Raw genomic sequence first — 14,126 nt, forward strand, 5'->3', positions numbered from 1 at the left:
TAAAACGCACGGCGTAACGAACAGTAACCAATCAGAAGGGCTCTCCTTGAGAGCTCTTCTTTTTGTTAATATGACATTGATATGTCTCATTTCTCGGGTATACTGATTTCAAAGGAGAGGGTACACGTGCAGATGAACCGGCTGTTCCAGATCGTATATTTGTTGCTGGAGCGCAAAACGATGACCGCCGCCGAACTGGCGCAGCGGTTCGAAGTATCCACCCGTACGATCTACCGCGACATCGATACGTTAAGCGGTGCGGGCATCCCGGTATACGCCAGCAAAGGAAAAGGCGGAGGAATCGGCTTGCTGCCCGACTTTGTGCTAAATAAATCGCTGCTGTCCGAAGACGAACAGAAGGAAATCCTGTTTGGTCTGCAGAGCCTGGAAGCGACGAACGCCCTGCAAACGAGCCAGGTGTTGTCCAAATTGAGCACTCTTTTTCGAAAGGACGAGGTCCATTGGATCGACGTCGATTTCTCCGGCTGGAACAGTGGGGAGGTGGAGCGCAGCAAATTTGGACAGTTGAAGACGGCCATTCTGGAGCAGAGGGTTGTGAAATTCGTTTACTATAGCTCTTACGGCAAGCGGACGGAGCGGCAAGTCGAGCCGATGAAGCTGCAGTTTAAGAACCGCTCGTGGTATTTGCAGTGCTATTGCCTGCAGAGCCGGGAATTACGCACGTTTAAAATCAGCCGGATTGAGGAGCTTGAGACCACCGATAGGTTGTATGAACTCCGGCGGGATATTCAACTAATGCCTGTGGATATCGCCGCGTCGGACGATCATTTCACCTATGTTGACCTTGAGCTCTTGTTTCCGCCGCATCTAGCATACAGAATCTTTGATGAGTTTGAGCGGACCCGCATTCGCAAGCAGGAGGACGGCCATTACCTCGTTACGGCCAGCTACCCGGAGGATGATTGGGTATATGGCTATCTGCTGTCTTTTGGCGAGGACGTTAAAGTCCTCTCACCGTCACATATCCGGGATATTTTAGGAAGCAAAGCAAAGAAAATAGCCGAAATGTATTCCGATCCTTCTTAATATGACAGACAGATGTCAAATTCACCTTGCTACAATGAGGGCATCTTAAGAAGGAGGGATTGATTATGAATATGAATCAGATGGGGAACGAAACGTTCTGCCAAAGCTGCGGGATGCCGCTCTCGAACGAAGAATTGCTGGGAACAAACGGGGATGGCAGCAAACATCAGGAGTATTGCGTTTATTGCTATGACGGTGGACAGTTTACGAGTGAGGTCACGATGGAGGAAATGATAGAGCAATGCTTGAAGTATGGCGGGGATTCCGGCATGTTTGCGGATAAAGCCAAGGCTAAGGAGACTATGTTGGCTTGGTTCCCGACGCTGAAGCGCTGGAAGCAAGACTAGGATGGAGCGTGGGATCATGGTAGATAAGCTGGATTTCAAAAAGAAATACAAGGACCTGTATCTACCGGGGACAGATCCGGTTTTGGTTGAGGTGCCGCCGATGCGGTTCCTCATGGTGGACGGTAAAGGTGATCCCGATGGAGAGAGCTATCCATTGGCTGTGCAGAAGTTATACACCTTATCGTATGGAATCAAAATGAGCAAAATGGGAGAAGACAAGCCGACCGGATACTTCGAATATGTCGTTCCTCCGCTGGAGGGATTATGGGATTCGGAAGAGGTCGGGTTTGATCCGAATCGGGACAAGTGGGTTTGGACCTCGATGATCCGGCAGCCCGATTTTGTTACTGAGGAACTGCTGGACCGGGTGAAGGAACGGACGGCAAAGAAGAAACCCGAGCTCGATTTAAATGACGTAAGATTAGCCGTCTTCGAGGAGGGGCTTTGCGTCCAAATGATGCATATCGGCCCTTTTAAGACCGAACCGGAATCGGTGGCCCGGATGACTTCGTTTCTTGAGGCGAATGGTTTAACCGAGAATTTCAATGACCTTCGCAAACATCACGAAATCTATTTGTCGGACCCGCGCAAAACCGCGCCGGAGAAGCTGAAAACCGTGCTGAGGCATCCGGTAAAGCGGCTATAGCTTTATCGCCGCCTTGCCTATTCGGTTTGGCCCGGGAGGATGGTTTTCACCCGGCCCACCTGACCGTCCTGCAACCGGACCTTGATGCCATGCGGATGGGTAGCGGAATTGGTCAGGATATCCTTGACCACGCCGCGGGTCAGCTTGCCGGTGGGCTGATCTTTTTTTAATACGATGTCCACGGTGAGTCCAGGCGCGATGTTCTTTCGTTCGTTGCCGTTCATAGGTGTGTTCCTCCTTGGCGTTTAAGTTGATGATCCAAATAACCTCTTTAAGATACCATAATTTCACGGCGGCTTGCCAACGGCAGCCGGTTTAGCATATAATAGCAGATAATTATGACATGAAATGCGTTGATGAAGAAGAGTAAGCAGAGAACCGACCAACAGGGAAGGGACGCCAAAGATTGAGAGCGTCGCTAGGGAGACGGTGCTGCTGAAGTTCGCTTCGGAGCAGTTCCTTGAACTGTCGCTGCAAACGGTAACGCCGCAAGGTTTATCGGGCTGGTCGGCACATTAGGGGATACCGGTTACGAGCCGTTATTTCGTTCAAGTGAGAGCGGCGTACAATCTATGTGCCTTGAAGCTGAGGAAGGTTATGCGGCGCGCTAACAAGGGTGGTACCACGGTCTTTTCGTCCCTTACGGGAGAGAAGGCCTTTTTATTTTGTCTTAAGAGGTTGTTCAAAAGTCATCTTTTGTTCACCTGACTTTTTGAACTGACGCTTGGGACTCGGAGCGGGTTTGAAACCGAATCGAGAAGCAGCGCTCACAACATTTTTAGGAGGAGCTATTCATGAAAGAACGTCTTGAAGCACTTAAAGCAGAGGCGCTCAAAGAGCTGGCGGGAACAACGGACGCTGGGCATTTGAACGACCTGCGGGTCAAATATTTGGGCAAAAAGGGTGCGTTGACCGAAATTCTGCGCGGGATGGGAGCTTTAAGCGCGGAGGAGCGTCCGGTGATCGGCCAAGTAGGTAATGAGGTAAGAGGCGCCATCGAAGCGGTGATCGAAGAGAAGCAGTCTTTCTTCCAGCGTCAAGAGACCGAAGCGCGGCTGGCTGCCGAGAAAGTGGACGTGACGCTGCCCGGCCGTCCGCTCAAGCAAGGGAGCATTCATCCACTCAACCAGGTGATCCAGGAGATCGAGGATATTTTCATCGGCATGGGTTATCGGATTGCGGAAGGCCCCGAGGTGGAAACCGACTACCACAATTTCGAAGCGCTGAATTTGCCGAAGGACCATCCGGCCCGCGATATGCAGGACTCTTTCTACCTGACAGAGGAGCTGTTGATGCGCACGCAAACGTCACCGGTGCAGGTACGGACGATGGAAGCGATGCAAGGCGAGGTGCCGGTCAAGATTATTTGCCCGGGACGCGTATTCCGGCGGGACGACGACGATGCGACCCACTCGTTCCAGTTCCATCAAATCGAAGGGCTGGTTGTTGGGAAAAGAATCCGGATGAGCGACCTGAAGGGTACCTTATTGGAGTTCACACGCAAAATGTTCGGACCAAACACACAAATCCGTCTGCGTCCAAGCTTCTTCCCGTTCACCGAGCCAAGCGTCGAAGTTGACGTGACATGCATGAAATGCGGCGGCGACGGCTGCCGGGTGTGCAAACAGTCCGGCTGGCTGGAGATTCTCGGCAGCGGGATGGTGCATCCGCGCGTGCTGGAGATGAGCGGCTACGATCCCGAGGAATACAGCGGCTTCGCGTTTGGGATGGGCGTAGAACGGATCGCCATGCTGAAGTACGGCGTCGACGATATCCGCTACTTCTACAATAACGATCTGCGTTTCCTGCAGCAGTTTGCCAGAGTTTAATTTATCGTAAAGAGGGAAGGGAACTGACAATGAAAGTATCAACCGAATGGTTGTCCGACTATATTTCCCTGGACGGGGTTAACATTGAAGAGCTGGCTGAGCAAATCACCCGTTCCGGGATCGAAATCGATTCGATCGAGAACCGTAATCAAGGCGTCACCAATGTCGTGGTTGGTTTTGTAAAGAGCAAAGAGAAGCATCCTGATGCCGACAAGCTGAACATTTGCCTTGTCGACGCCGGGCAGGAGGAAGAGCTGCAAATCGTTTGCGGCGCGAAGAACGTAGCCGCTGGCCAGAAGGTCCCCGTAGCGCTGGTTGGCGCGAAGCTGCCGGGCGGGCTGGAAATCAAGAAAGCCAAGCTGCGCGGCGTTTTGTCGCAAGGGATGATCTGTTCGGCCAAGGAGCTTGGTATGAACGACAAGCTGTTGCCGAAGGAACAGCAGGAGGGAATTCTCGTGTTGCCCGAGGACGCGGAGATCGGCGCACCGATCACTGGCCTGCTGGGTTTGGACGACAAGGTGCTGGACTTTGACCTCACGCCGAACCGTTCCGACTGCTTGAGCATGCTCGGGGCCGCTTATGAAGTTGGGGCGATTTTGAGCCGCGACGTGAAGCTGCCGCAGCCGGAGCTTGCTGGCTCAGGCGAATCGGCCAAGGAGCGGATTCAAGTGAAGATTGACGCGCCTGAACTGTGCAGTCGTTATGCGGTGCGCTACATCGCTGGCGTGAAGATCGGCCCTTCGCCGCTTTGGATGCAAAATCGGCTGATGGCGGCGGGGATTCGTCCGATCAGCAACATCGTCGACATCACGAACTACGTGATGCTCGAGTATGGGCAACCGCTGCACGCGTTCGATGCCGACAAGATTGCGGGCGGTACGCTCGGTGTGCGCCAGGCTAAAGCCGGCGAGAAGCTGGTGACGCTGGACGGCCAGGAGCGTGAGTTGGAAGCAGGCGCCTTGTTGATCGTAGACGGTGAGGATCGTCCGGTTGCTTTGGCCGGCGTGATGGGCGGACTGGATACGGAAGTGACGGATCAAACGGTCAATATCGTGCTGGAATCGGCGAAATTCGCCGGTGGGAGCGTCCGCAGAACATCGCGGATATTGGGGCTTCGCTCGGAGGCTTCGCAGCGATTCGAGAAAGAGGTGGATCCGGCGGCCGTTCTCCCGGCACTGGATCGTGCGGCTGCGCTGATGGCTGCCCATGCCGGAGGCCATGTGGCCCAAGGGATCGTGGAAGTCGTTCATCGCGAGCCAGAAGAGAAGGTCATCGCCCTATCCCTTGCAAAGCTGAACGATTACCTGGGCACGAGCATCTCCTCGCTGGAAGCCAAAGCCATTTTGACCCGACTTCGCTTCGAAAGCGCAGGCTCCGAAGAGGTGATCGAGGTTCGCGTGCCGACACGCCGTGGCGATATTACGCGCGACGTTGATTTGATCGAAGAGGTGGCTCGGCTGTACGGCTACGACAACATTCCGACGACGATGATCGAAGGAGTCACAACGGTCGGCGGCTATACGAAGCCGCAGGCGTTGCGCCGTACCATTCGCGGTCTGCTCGGACATGGCGGATGGCAGGAAGTGATGGGCTACTCCTTCATCCGTGAAGGTGTGAGCGCGAGCTTCCCGCAACTAGGTGAAGGGGATCGGGAAATCCGATTGGCCATGCCGATGAGCGAGGACCGCAGCGTGCTGCGCGGCAGCCTCCTTCCGGGGATGATCGACATCGCTGTTTACAATCGCAACCGCAAGCAGGACAATCTGGCGTTGTTTGAAATCGGCGGTGTTTTTCGGACCTCGGAAGAGAAACTGACCCAACAGCCAAGCGAGCTGCCTGTGCTTTCTTTGCTGCTGACAGGCGATCGGGCGGAGAAACGCTGGAATGCACCGGCGGAGAAAGTCGATTTCTTTGACCTCAAAGGCACGCTGGAGAGCCTGCTCCAATACCTCGGCTTAGCTGATCGAGTTTCGTTTGAAGCGGATCGGCCGCAAGGCTACCATCCGGGTCGATCGGCTTCGGTCTTCTTGAACGGGACAGCCGGGAAGGAGCTTATCGGGACGCTGGGTCAGCTTCATCCGGAGCTGCAGCGTGAGATGGATCTCGATGATACCTATGTTGCCGAGCTCCGGCTTGAACCGCTGTATCGTTACGCCGGTGAAGCTTACGTCTACCAAGAACTGCCGCGTTATCCGGCAATGCAGCGCGACATCGCCGTCGTCGTCGGCTCTGAAGTGGAATCGGGCTCGTTGATCGGGGTGATCCGCGAAACGGCGGGCGAGCTGCTGGAGTCGGTGGAGGTATTCGATGTGTTTACCGGATCCAAATTAGGCGAAGGAAAGAAGAGCGTGGCTTTATCGCTCGTGTATCGTCACATGGAACGGACGCTGACGGACGAAGAAGTGGCTGCGGTTCACGACCGGGTGGTCGATGGATTGTCGCAAACTTTTGCGGCTGAGCTTAGAAAATAGCAGGAATTACGCGAAGTCACATCGAATCATTTGAAAGACGACCGATTCGATGTGACTTTCGTGTAATTTTCAGCATCTTAGAGACGACACACAGGACCGAAGGAGGCACATAGCGTTGAATAACCAAGGCCGAATTAGCGTAAACGTGGAAATCTACGGAACTTCCTATAAAATCGTCGGCAGCAGCTCGGAGTATATGAAACAGGTGGCGCGCCGCGTGGATGAACATATGCGCAGCATCTCCCAGGCCTACCCCCATTTGGACACGCCGCGGCTTGCCGTACTGGCGGCCGTGCGCATGGCCGAGGAAGCGATCCGGGTGGACCAGCTGCAGAACGATTTGCAGAACGCCAAACAGGAAAAAACGGTGCTGCTTCAGGAAAATTCCGTCCTGCAGGATTTACATGCGAAACAGGAAAACATGTATAAGGCATTACAGGAGGAACAGCAACAGCTAAAGAACGAAAAACGCGAGCTTGCTGGACAAACGGAAAAGCTGGAAGCCTCTTTGCTGGGGCAGGAGGAAGAATCCCGCAAGCTGCGTACCCGGTTGCAGGAGCTGGAGCGCCAATTGACGGAGCAGCGTGGCAGCAACTCGCAGCTCCAGACCAAACTGCGCCAGGTCGAGCAACAGACGGCGAAGGAGAAGGAGGAAGCCGCTAAGCTGCAGAAGCAGGTGAGCGAGTTGCAGCGGCGAGAGCAAGACGCCAAGGCGGCCGAGCAGCGGGCGCTGCAGCAAAGCGGCAAACTTCAGGAGCAGACGAAGCAGCTTCAGGGTTCGCTCCAGACCGCGGAAGCGGAGACGAAGCAGCTGCAGCAGAAGCTGCAGGAAGCCGAGGAGCGGGAGGACAAGCTCCGGGCCGATGTATCTGCGGCGCAGCAGAACGAGAAGTCGTGGCAGAAGCTGGCCGAGAAACGCAACGAGGAATTAAGCCGCGTGGAAATCAGCTTGCTCGAGGCCGCCGACAAGAGCGAACGGCTCGCCGAGCAGCAGGCAGCCGAAGCAAGCCGGCTGGAGGAAGCAAGAGGCGAGCTGCAGGCCGAGCGAGACCGGGCCAACGCATTGGCCGCTGAGCTGGATTCGTTGCGTTCCCGATTGGAGCGGGCCTCCGATGAGCGGGAACAAGCCCGTCTTGCGGTAGAGACCGCCGGAGAAGAGAAGCGGCAGCTGGAGCAAGAACGGGACGAGTTGACTCTGCGATTGCAGGAGCTCGAAGACGGTCGCAAGACGGTTGCTGAGTTGGAAGCCGAGCTGGATCGCTACAGCGAGGCAGCGGAGAAGCGGGAACAGGAGTGGCGGAAGCAGTGGGCTTCGGCCGAACGCGAGCTCAGCTCCTGGCGCGAGAAAGAAGCCGAGCTCCAGCGGCAGCTGGAAGAATGGCAACAGGAAAGCGCAGCCGGCAGCGAACGGGTATTGACGATGGCCGGCGATGTAGAGGCCATCGAGGAAGATAAACGCCGATTAGCGGAGCAACTGCAGGAGGTCACGGACAGCTATGAGCTGATTTCCCATCAATTCCGTCTCCTACAGCTCGAACGGGAGAAAGAGCAGGAGCAGCAGGCTGAGCGGGACGAGGAATATCGACGCCTGAAGGACGATTATGCGAAGCTCCAATCGGAATATAACGAATGGATTGAATTGCTTGAACAGGATCCATCGTAAACATGGTTCAAGGATCGCTTCATGCACAAGAGCCCCCGGCAGGCGCCGAGGGCTCTTGTTGCTTGAGTGATTCGCTTATTCGACGATAATTTTAGAAATCATGCCGCTGTGGCCGGAGCCGCACATCACGGAGCAGGACATTTCGAATTCGCCCGTTTCGGTGGGGACGATCACGGCGGAGTCGTTCTTGCGGTCGAGCTGCACCTTCAGGCCCGGAATGAGGACACCATGATTGCCTGAGGCATTCTTAAAGACGATTTTAACCGGAACATCTTTCTTTAAATGGTATTCGGTTTGATCAAATTGATAATTGCTGGCTTCGATGACCAATTCGGCTTCCGGTTTGAGATTACTTTCGGCAGCAGACCCGCCGGACTCCGTCGCATTCCCGCTGCTGCAAGCGGTAACAAGAAGCAATAATACGGAACTTGCGACGATGGCTATGCTTTTTTTCACAATCATCCCTCGCGATACAGTATATTTGTGACAATTTTAAGAATATCATACCGTATTTTGCGGAGGGCGGAATGCCCAAGGTTTGAAGAATTGTTGAACTTCCGCAAGAACAGTTGTCGTGAGCAACCCGCCGTCAGATGGTTTCGTGTCCGTGTCAATGAGAAAGAGACCGTTCCTCCGCAGGGTTGTATCTGCGAAAGAAAGGCCTCTTGCCTGGAGCACCGCCATTAACGGTTAGCTTTGTCTTTACCTGCGTCAAAGGGTGTTGCCACAGGGATGAACAGGTCGATAATCCCGATCACCAATGCGGCAAGCAAAGCGCCGATAACGGACACGGATACGCCGGAAATGATGAACTGGGCGAGCCAGATCACGAGCGCACTCGTAAGGAAACCGACAATTCCGCGCCCGAACGGGGTAACCCTCGTTCCGAAAATGCCCTCAATGGCCCAGCCTAACAGGGCGATGACCAAGGCGAGCAGCAAAGCGCTGCCGAATCCGCCGACGCTGAATTGCGGTACAAGCCACCCCACAACCAGCAGAACCAGGGCGGAGACGATGAATCGCACGACGTGTCCCAGAAAATGCATGGTACATAGCCTCCTTTTCAGAAGTAAGTACGTTTGGCTATACGCAATTAGCATGTTCCGCGACTCGCATTCTTATGTGTCCGGTGGGGCAAATGGCGAAAAATGAATGGTTTCGTTATAATGAGATCATAGCCCGAGGGGAGTTGTGAACGTACTTGGACGAGAAAATTTTTAAAACCATGGAATATCGAAAAATTATAGATCAATTGACAGCCTATTCCCAAACGGCGCTCGGGAAAAAAACGGCGGAAGCGCTGCAGCCCGTCACCGATTTGGAAGACGTTAAGCGGCTGCTGCAAGCCACCGACGAAGCTTTTAAGGTGGATCGCCTCAAAGGCGCGCCCGGATTCGGAGGGATTGTGGACATCACTCCGGCGGTCAAACGGGCACGGATCGGCGGGACGCTGAATCCGCACGAGCTGCTGGGCATTGCGACCACGTTGGAAGGGGCGCGCCGGATCAAACGGTATATCGCTTCGATGCATGAAGAGCACGAAGTCCCGCTGCTGTTCAACTTAAGCGACACTTTAAGTGAACAGAAGCCTTTGGAAGACGCGATCAAACGCTGCATTGATGAAAGCGCGGAGGTGCTGGATTCGGCTAGTTCTGAACTTGCCAGCATCCGCCGTGAGCTGCGGGGCGGGGAAGTGCGGATCCGGGAGAAGCTTGACGCGATGATTCGTTCGTCGTCAGTATCGAAGATGCTGCAAGATCAACTGATTACGATTCGCGGCGACCGCTTCGTGATTCCTGTCAAAGCGGAATACCGCGCCCATTTCGGCGGGATCGTGCATGACCAATCTGGATCTGGCGCTACGTTGTTCATTGAGCCGGAATCGATCGTGGCGATGAACAATAAGCTGCGCGAGACGCGGCTGCGCGAGGAACGCGAAATCGAGGTCATCTTGCAGAAGCTTACCGCCCTCGTCGGCGAGCAAGCCGAACTGCTGTTGTATGACGGCGATGTGCTGGGCCAACTGGATTTTGTGTTCGCCAAAGCCCGACTGGCCCGGGAGTTGAAGGGAACGCTTCCGCGCATGAACGACCGCGGCTACCTCAAGTTGAAGAAGGGCCGTCATCCGCTGATTCCGGCGGAACAGGTTGTACCCATCGACGTAGAGCTGGGGAATCAATACACGACGATTATCGTAACCGGTCCGAACACCGGCGGGAAGACCGTCACCTTGAAAACGATCGGTCTGCTTAGCCTGATGGCGATGTCCGGGTTGTTCGTTCCCGCCGAAGACGGCAGCCAGCTTTGCGTTTTTGACGCGATTTACGCCGATATCGGGGATGAGCAAAGCATCGAACAGAGCTTGAGTACGTTTTCCAGCCATATGACGAACATCATCTCGATTTTGAGCCGGATGACGCCTAAGAGCCTTGTATTACTGGATGAACTTGGCGCGGGAACCGACCCGGCCGAAGGATCGGCGCTCGCCATCGCGATTCTGGAGCATATCCATTCGCTCGGGAGCCGGATGGTCGCGACGACCCATTTCAGCGAATTGAAAGCCTATGCCTACGAACGGAAAGGCGTCATCAACGCCAGCATGGAGTTCGACGTTGCAACGTTAAGTCCGACCTACCGCCTGATGGTGGGAGTTCCCGGACGAAGCAATGCGTTCGCCATTGCCGAGCGGCTGGGCCTGTCGGAGCGAATCCTGGAGTATGCCCGCGGCGAAGTGACCGAAGAGGATATGCGCGTCGAGAATATGATCGCCTCGCTAGAGCAGAACCGCCTCGGTGCGGAGCAGGAGCGGGAAACGGCCGAGCAGCTGCGGCGGGAAATGGAAGAGCTCCGCAAACGTCACGAGACGGAGCTGGAGAAGCTGGAGCAGCAGCGGGATAAACGCCTCGAGAAAGCGGAGGAGGAAGCATCGGCGATCATCGCCAAGGCACGGCAGGAGGCCGAGCGGATCATCGCGGATCTGCGTCGACTGGCGCTGGAGGAAGGGGCGGCCGTTAAGGAGCATAAGTTGATCGCTGCCCGTAAGGAGCTGGATGAAGCCGAGCCGCAACGTCGCAAGAAAGCCGGGGCAGCACGCAAGGCCGCGAAACCGCCGCGTCAGATCGAATCGGGCGACGAGGTGATGGTGTACAGCTTGAATCAGAAAGGCCACGTCGTGGAGCTTTCCGGCAGCAAAGAAGCGGTTGTGCAGCTCGGCATCATGAAGATGAAGGTGAGCCTGGACGACATGGAGCTGATCGCTGCGGCCCCGGCCAGCAAGCCGGTCCAACGGACGGTAGCCAACGTCAAGCGTACGCGCGACGAGAACGTTCGCAGCGAGCTGGATTTACGCGGAGCCAACCTGGAGGAGGCGTTAATCGAGGTCGACCGCTTCATCGACGAAGCTTACTTAAGTAATTTAGGCCAAATTTATATCATACATGGGAAAGGCACAGGGATCTTGCGGACGGGGATCTCCGATTATCTTCGCAAGCATAAGCATATCAAGAGCTATCGCCTAGGGAATTACGGAGAAGGCGGTACCGGTGTGACGGTAGCCGAGCTGAAGTAAGAACGAATAGCCTCATGGCAAAGGGGAGAGGGCGCTATGAAGGAAAGCATTGATCCGCTCTTGGAGCAACCGCTGGGGCTGATGATCGGATATTTTTCCGTAGCGGTGTTGGAATTGATTGTGTTTCTTTCCTGCTTCGAACTGTTTGCAAGGTACCGTTGTTGGCAGGAGATCAAGCGCGGCAACATGGCCGCATCGCTGGCAACCGGCGGCAAAATATTCGGGTTAGCCAACATCATCCGTTATGCGGCGGCACATCCGTCCATCTACGATTTCATGATTTGGTCATCGGTCGGTGCCTTGCTGCTGTTTGCTGCCTATTTGTTATTCGAGTTCTTAACGCCGGTATTCCGCATCGATGAAGAAATCGCGGCGGGGAACTCGAGCGTCGGTTTTATCGCCATGGCCGTTTCGGTGGCGGTGTCTTTTTTGATCGGCGCTTGTATCGGTTAGGGATCTAAATTGAAGGAGTAGAAACGACGTGAAAAACCTGGTCAAGGTGTTATTTATCGCCTCTATTCTGTTTTTGGCCGCGGGCATTATTTATTTGTGGAATGCTTAATATTTTGATAACGAAAGGACGAACATGGTATGGAAACGACGATTTGCCCATGGTGCCAAACGGAAATCGTTTGGGACGAAGAGCTGGGGCCGGAGGAAGAGTGTCCTCACTGCCAGAACGAATTGAAGGGCTATCGGACGGTCAACATCTCGCTTGGCCAAGATGATGAGTTCGAGGAGAATGATCATCCCTTTCAAGATCGGAAGCATCGTCACGACGAAGATGACGAGGAAATGGATGGCGATTCGCTTTGGGAGGAAGAAGGGGAAGTGCATCTAGGCGCCGTCCGCCGAATCGAGGCGTTTACGGCTTCAGGCGGGGATTTGCTGAAGTACGAAACCGGCGTCGAGAAGCTGCTTGACGGACAGGATGAGGTACCCGAATGCCCGCATTGTCGGGAATATATGGTTTATGCCGGGAAGCAGAAATTGACCGCGCTGGATGGCGGGTTTGTAGCAGCTATCCCAGCCGGAGGCGACCGCCCGCTCCTATCGGAGGATGCTGAGATGAACGTATATGTATGCTCCGCCTGCTTCCACGTCAGCCGGTTTTTGAATGAAGCCTCTCGGATCGCCATGATCCGCACCATCTCCGGCGAGGAAGACAATGAGTAAGCTATAAATAATTGGCAGTGATACGCCCTGTCCTTTACGGACGGGGCTTTTTGGCTTCCAAGGGTCCTCGGGCTTCCCGGGAACGTCTCATGCTTCGGCCATTTTTGGGTATCTTACAGTTGCACAACCTCTTACAGGGGGAAACTCGAAGTTTGGCGGGGGAGCAAATTCATGAAAAAACAGCTGAACAGCCAATCCATCCTTCTGTTGGCAGTGAACGGTCTGTTCGTGCTTGCCGGCGCCTTGTCGGGCACGTTCCTGAACGTCTACATCTGGAAAGTCAAACCGGATTTTAACTTGATCGCCTGGTTTACGTTCAGCCAACAGCTGGCACTGGGACTTGTCTTCTGGATTGCCGGGAAATGGGTGAAGGAACGCGATAAAATGATCTTTCTGCGGCTCGGGATCATCGTTTCAGGCATCTTCTATTTGCTGGTGCTTTGGACAGGCAAGCAGACAGTGGACTACATATGGCCGCTTGGTTTATTGTTCGGGACCGGTTCGGGATTGTTTTGGTTGTCCTTCAACGTCGTTTATTTCGAAGTCACCGATGTCGAGACTCGGGATCGTTTTAATGGCTGGGTAGGAATTCTGGGTTCGGTGATCGGGATCTTCGGCCCGTGGGTATCCGGTTGGCTCATCTCCATGAAACAGGGTGAAGCCGGATACCGACTCATCTTCACGATTTCTTTGATTGTTTATGGGGTCGGGATCCTGCTGAGCTTTTGGTTGAAAAAAAGAAAAACAGGCGGGCCATACAGCTGGTTAGCCCCGGTCTATTACATGAAGAAGGGCAGCCCCTGGCGCCAGGCTGCTCCGGCCTCGGCAGCTCATGGTTTACGCGAGGGCGTGTTTTCATTCCTGATCAATCTGTTGATCTTTATCAGTACTTCGGCAGAGTGGCGGATCGGGCAATTTTCCCTAGTCACGTCCTTGGTTTCTCTGGTCAGCTTCTGGGCGGTGGGGAAATGGTTGAAGATCCGTGCACGCTACCACGGGATGTTGGTCGGAGCCTTGCTGATCACCGTGGTGATCATTCCGTTGCTCTGGAAAGTCAATTACACCACCCTCATGGTGATGGGGGTAGGGACGTCATTGTTTTTGCCGCTTTACCTGATACCGGTCATCTCCTCGGTCTTCGACTTGATTGGCAATAGTCCAGAAAGCGTCGAGGGGCGGGTTGAGCTGATCGTGTTGCGCGAGCTTAGCATGACCGTTGGCCGTTTGGGGGGCACGTTGTTGTTTATTACCGTCTATTCCATGATTCCGCGAATGCCAACGATCACCTGGCTAATGTTCGCTTTGGGAGCTACGCCGGTGCTAAGCTGGTTAGCCTTGCGTCGGCTGTTAAAACGAGGGACCAAGGCCGCCTAAAGGAC

At 54.6% G+C, this 14,126-nt stretch carries 13 protein-coding genes; 10 read left to right on the forward strand and 3 right to left on the reverse strand.

Annotation, left to right across the window (positions count from 1 at the left end):
• Positions 1–132: 132 nt before the first annotated feature.
• The 3 genes from IM700_RS18410 to IM700_RS18420 all read left to right on the forward strand — a co-directional run bounded on the left by IM700_RS18410 (position 133) and on the right by IM700_RS18420 (position 2,040).
• Positions 133–1,047 (forward strand): helix-turn-helix transcriptional regulator, encoded by a 915-nt coding sequence (locus tag IM700_RS18410; protein ID WP_239484053.1) that lies wholly within the window; start codon positions 133–135, stop codon positions 1,045–1,047.
• Positions 1,048–1,112: 65 nt separating this feature from the next.
• Positions 1,113–1,394, forward strand: coding sequence for a zinc ribbon domain-containing protein (locus IM700_RS18415; RefSeq protein ID WP_239484046.1), 282 nt, complete (start codon positions 1,113–1,115; stop codon positions 1,392–1,394).
• A 13-nt stretch (positions 1,395–1,407) separates the two neighbouring features.
• The gene (locus IM700_RS18420; protein ID WP_204801183.1) at positions 1,408–2,040 is read left to right on the forward strand and encodes a GyrI-like domain-containing protein; all 633 of its coding nucleotides are present in this window, start codon (positions 1,408–1,410) and stop codon (positions 2,038–2,040) included.
• Positions 2,041–2,057: 17 nt separating this feature from the next.
• Here IM700_RS18420 and IM700_RS18425 read toward each other — a convergent pair whose 3' ends face one another.
• Positions 2,058–2,264: a YwbE family protein gene (locus IM700_RS18425; protein WP_155607054.1), complete on the reverse strand. Its 207-nt coding sequence runs from the start codon at positions 2,262–2,264 to the stop codon at positions 2,058–2,060.
• Positions 2,265–2,834: 570 nt separating this feature from the next.
• Here IM700_RS18425 and pheS point away from each other — a divergent pair.
• From pheS to zapA, 3 genes are all read left to right on the forward strand, one after another.
• A complete protein-coding gene (gene pheS / locus IM700_RS18430; protein ID WP_155607055.1) occupies positions 2,835–3,869 on the forward strand; it encodes a phenylalanine--tRNA ligase subunit alpha in 1,035 nt (344 codons plus the stop codon).
• A gap of 29 nt (positions 3,870–3,898) precedes the next feature.
• The gene (gene pheT / locus IM700_RS18435; RefSeq protein WP_193418369.1) at positions 3,899–6,340 is read left to right on the forward strand and encodes a phenylalanine--tRNA ligase subunit beta; all 2,442 of its coding nucleotides are present in this window, start codon (positions 3,899–3,901) and stop codon (positions 6,338–6,340) included.
• 115 nt (positions 6,341–6,455) lie between these two features.
• Positions 6,456–8,003 carry a cell division protein ZapA gene (gene zapA / locus IM700_RS18440; protein WP_193418367.1) on the forward strand — a complete coding sequence of 516 codons (1,548 nt, stop codon included), beginning with the start codon at positions 6,456–6,458 and terminating at the stop codon, positions 8,001–8,003.
• Positions 8,004–8,078: 75 nt separating this feature from the next.
• Here the strand turns inward: zapA and IM700_RS18445 are convergent, their stop codons facing one another.
• The gene (locus IM700_RS18445; RefSeq protein WP_155607058.1) at positions 8,079–8,465 is read right to left on the reverse strand and encodes a cupredoxin domain-containing protein; all 387 of its coding nucleotides are present in this window, start codon (positions 8,463–8,465) and stop codon (positions 8,079–8,081) included.
• Between the two features lie 221 nt (positions 8,466–8,686).
• Entirely contained in the window at positions 8,687–9,049 is a 363-nt protein-coding gene (locus IM700_RS18450) for a phage holin family protein (protein WP_155607059.1), read from the reverse strand.
• 155 nt (positions 9,050–9,204) lie between these two features.
• On the opposite strand from IM700_RS18450, the gene IM700_RS18455 reads away from it, so the two are divergent.
• From IM700_RS18455 to IM700_RS18470, 4 genes are all read left to right on the forward strand, one after another.
• On the forward strand, positions 9,205–11,571 hold the full coding sequence (locus IM700_RS18455; protein ID WP_193418363.1) for an endonuclease MutS2: 2,367 nt from the start codon (positions 9,205–9,207) through the stop codon (positions 11,569–11,571).
• 36 nt (positions 11,572–11,607) lie between these two features.
• The gene (locus IM700_RS18460) at positions 11,608–12,024 is read left to right on the forward strand and encodes a DUF350 domain-containing protein (RefSeq protein WP_155607061.1); all 417 of its coding nucleotides are present in this window, start codon (positions 11,608–11,610) and stop codon (positions 12,022–12,024) included.
• 138 nt (positions 12,025–12,162) lie between these two features.
• Positions 12,163–12,747, forward strand: coding sequence for a hypothetical protein (locus tag IM700_RS18465; RefSeq protein WP_193418361.1), 585 nt, complete (start codon positions 12,163–12,165; stop codon positions 12,745–12,747).
• Positions 12,748–12,918: 171 nt separating this feature from the next.
• The gene (locus tag IM700_RS18470; RefSeq protein WP_193418359.1) at positions 12,919–14,121 is read left to right on the forward strand and encodes an MFS transporter; all 1,203 of its coding nucleotides are present in this window, start codon (positions 12,919–12,921) and stop codon (positions 14,119–14,121) included.
• Positions 14,122–14,126 lie beyond the last annotated feature (5 nt).

The organism is Paenibacillus rhizolycopersici (genome assembly GCF_014947195.2).
Taxonomy (GTDB): Bacteria; Bacillota; Bacilli; order Paenibacillales; family Paenibacillaceae; genus Fontibacillus; species Fontibacillus rhizolycopersici.

Excerpts from the sequence above, each read along its gene's own strand:
- IM700_RS18460 (WP_155607061.1), top strand. The coding sequence starts at position 11,608 with ATGAAGGAAAGCATTGATCCGCTCTTGGAGCAACCGCTGGGGCTGATG.
- IM700_RS18450 (WP_155607059.1), bottom strand. The coding sequence starts at position 9,049 with ATGCATTTTCTGGGACACGTCGTGCGATTCATCGTCTCCGCCCTGGTT.
- IM700_RS18470 (WP_193418359.1), top strand. The coding sequence starts at position 12,919 with ATGAAAAAACAGCTGAACAGCCAATCCATCCTTCTGTTGGCAGTGAAC.
- IM700_RS18465 (WP_193418361.1), top strand. The coding sequence starts at position 12,163 with ATGGAAACGACGATTTGCCCATGGTGCCAAACGGAAATCGTTTGGGAC.
- IM700_RS18415 (WP_239484046.1), top strand. The coding sequence starts at position 1,113 with ATGAATATGAATCAGATGGGGAACGAAACGTTCTGCCAAAGCTGCGGG.
- IM700_RS18410 (WP_239484053.1), top strand. The coding sequence starts at position 133 with ATGAACCGGCTGTTCCAGATCGTATATTTGTTGCTGGAGCGCAAAACG.
- pheS (WP_155607055.1), top strand. The coding sequence starts at position 2,835 with ATGAAAGAACGTCTTGAAGCACTTAAAGCAGAGGCGCTCAAAGAGCTG.
- IM700_RS18425 (WP_155607054.1), bottom strand. The coding sequence starts at position 2,264 with ATGAACGGCAACGAACGAAAGAACATCGCGCCTGGACTCACCGTGGAC.
- pheT (WP_193418369.1), top strand. The coding sequence starts at position 3,899 with ATGAAAGTATCAACCGAATGGTTGTCCGACTATATTTCCCTGGACGGG.
- IM700_RS18445 (WP_155607058.1), bottom strand. The coding sequence starts at position 8,465 with ATGATTGTGAAAAAAAGCATAGCCATCGTCGCAAGTTCCGTATTATTG.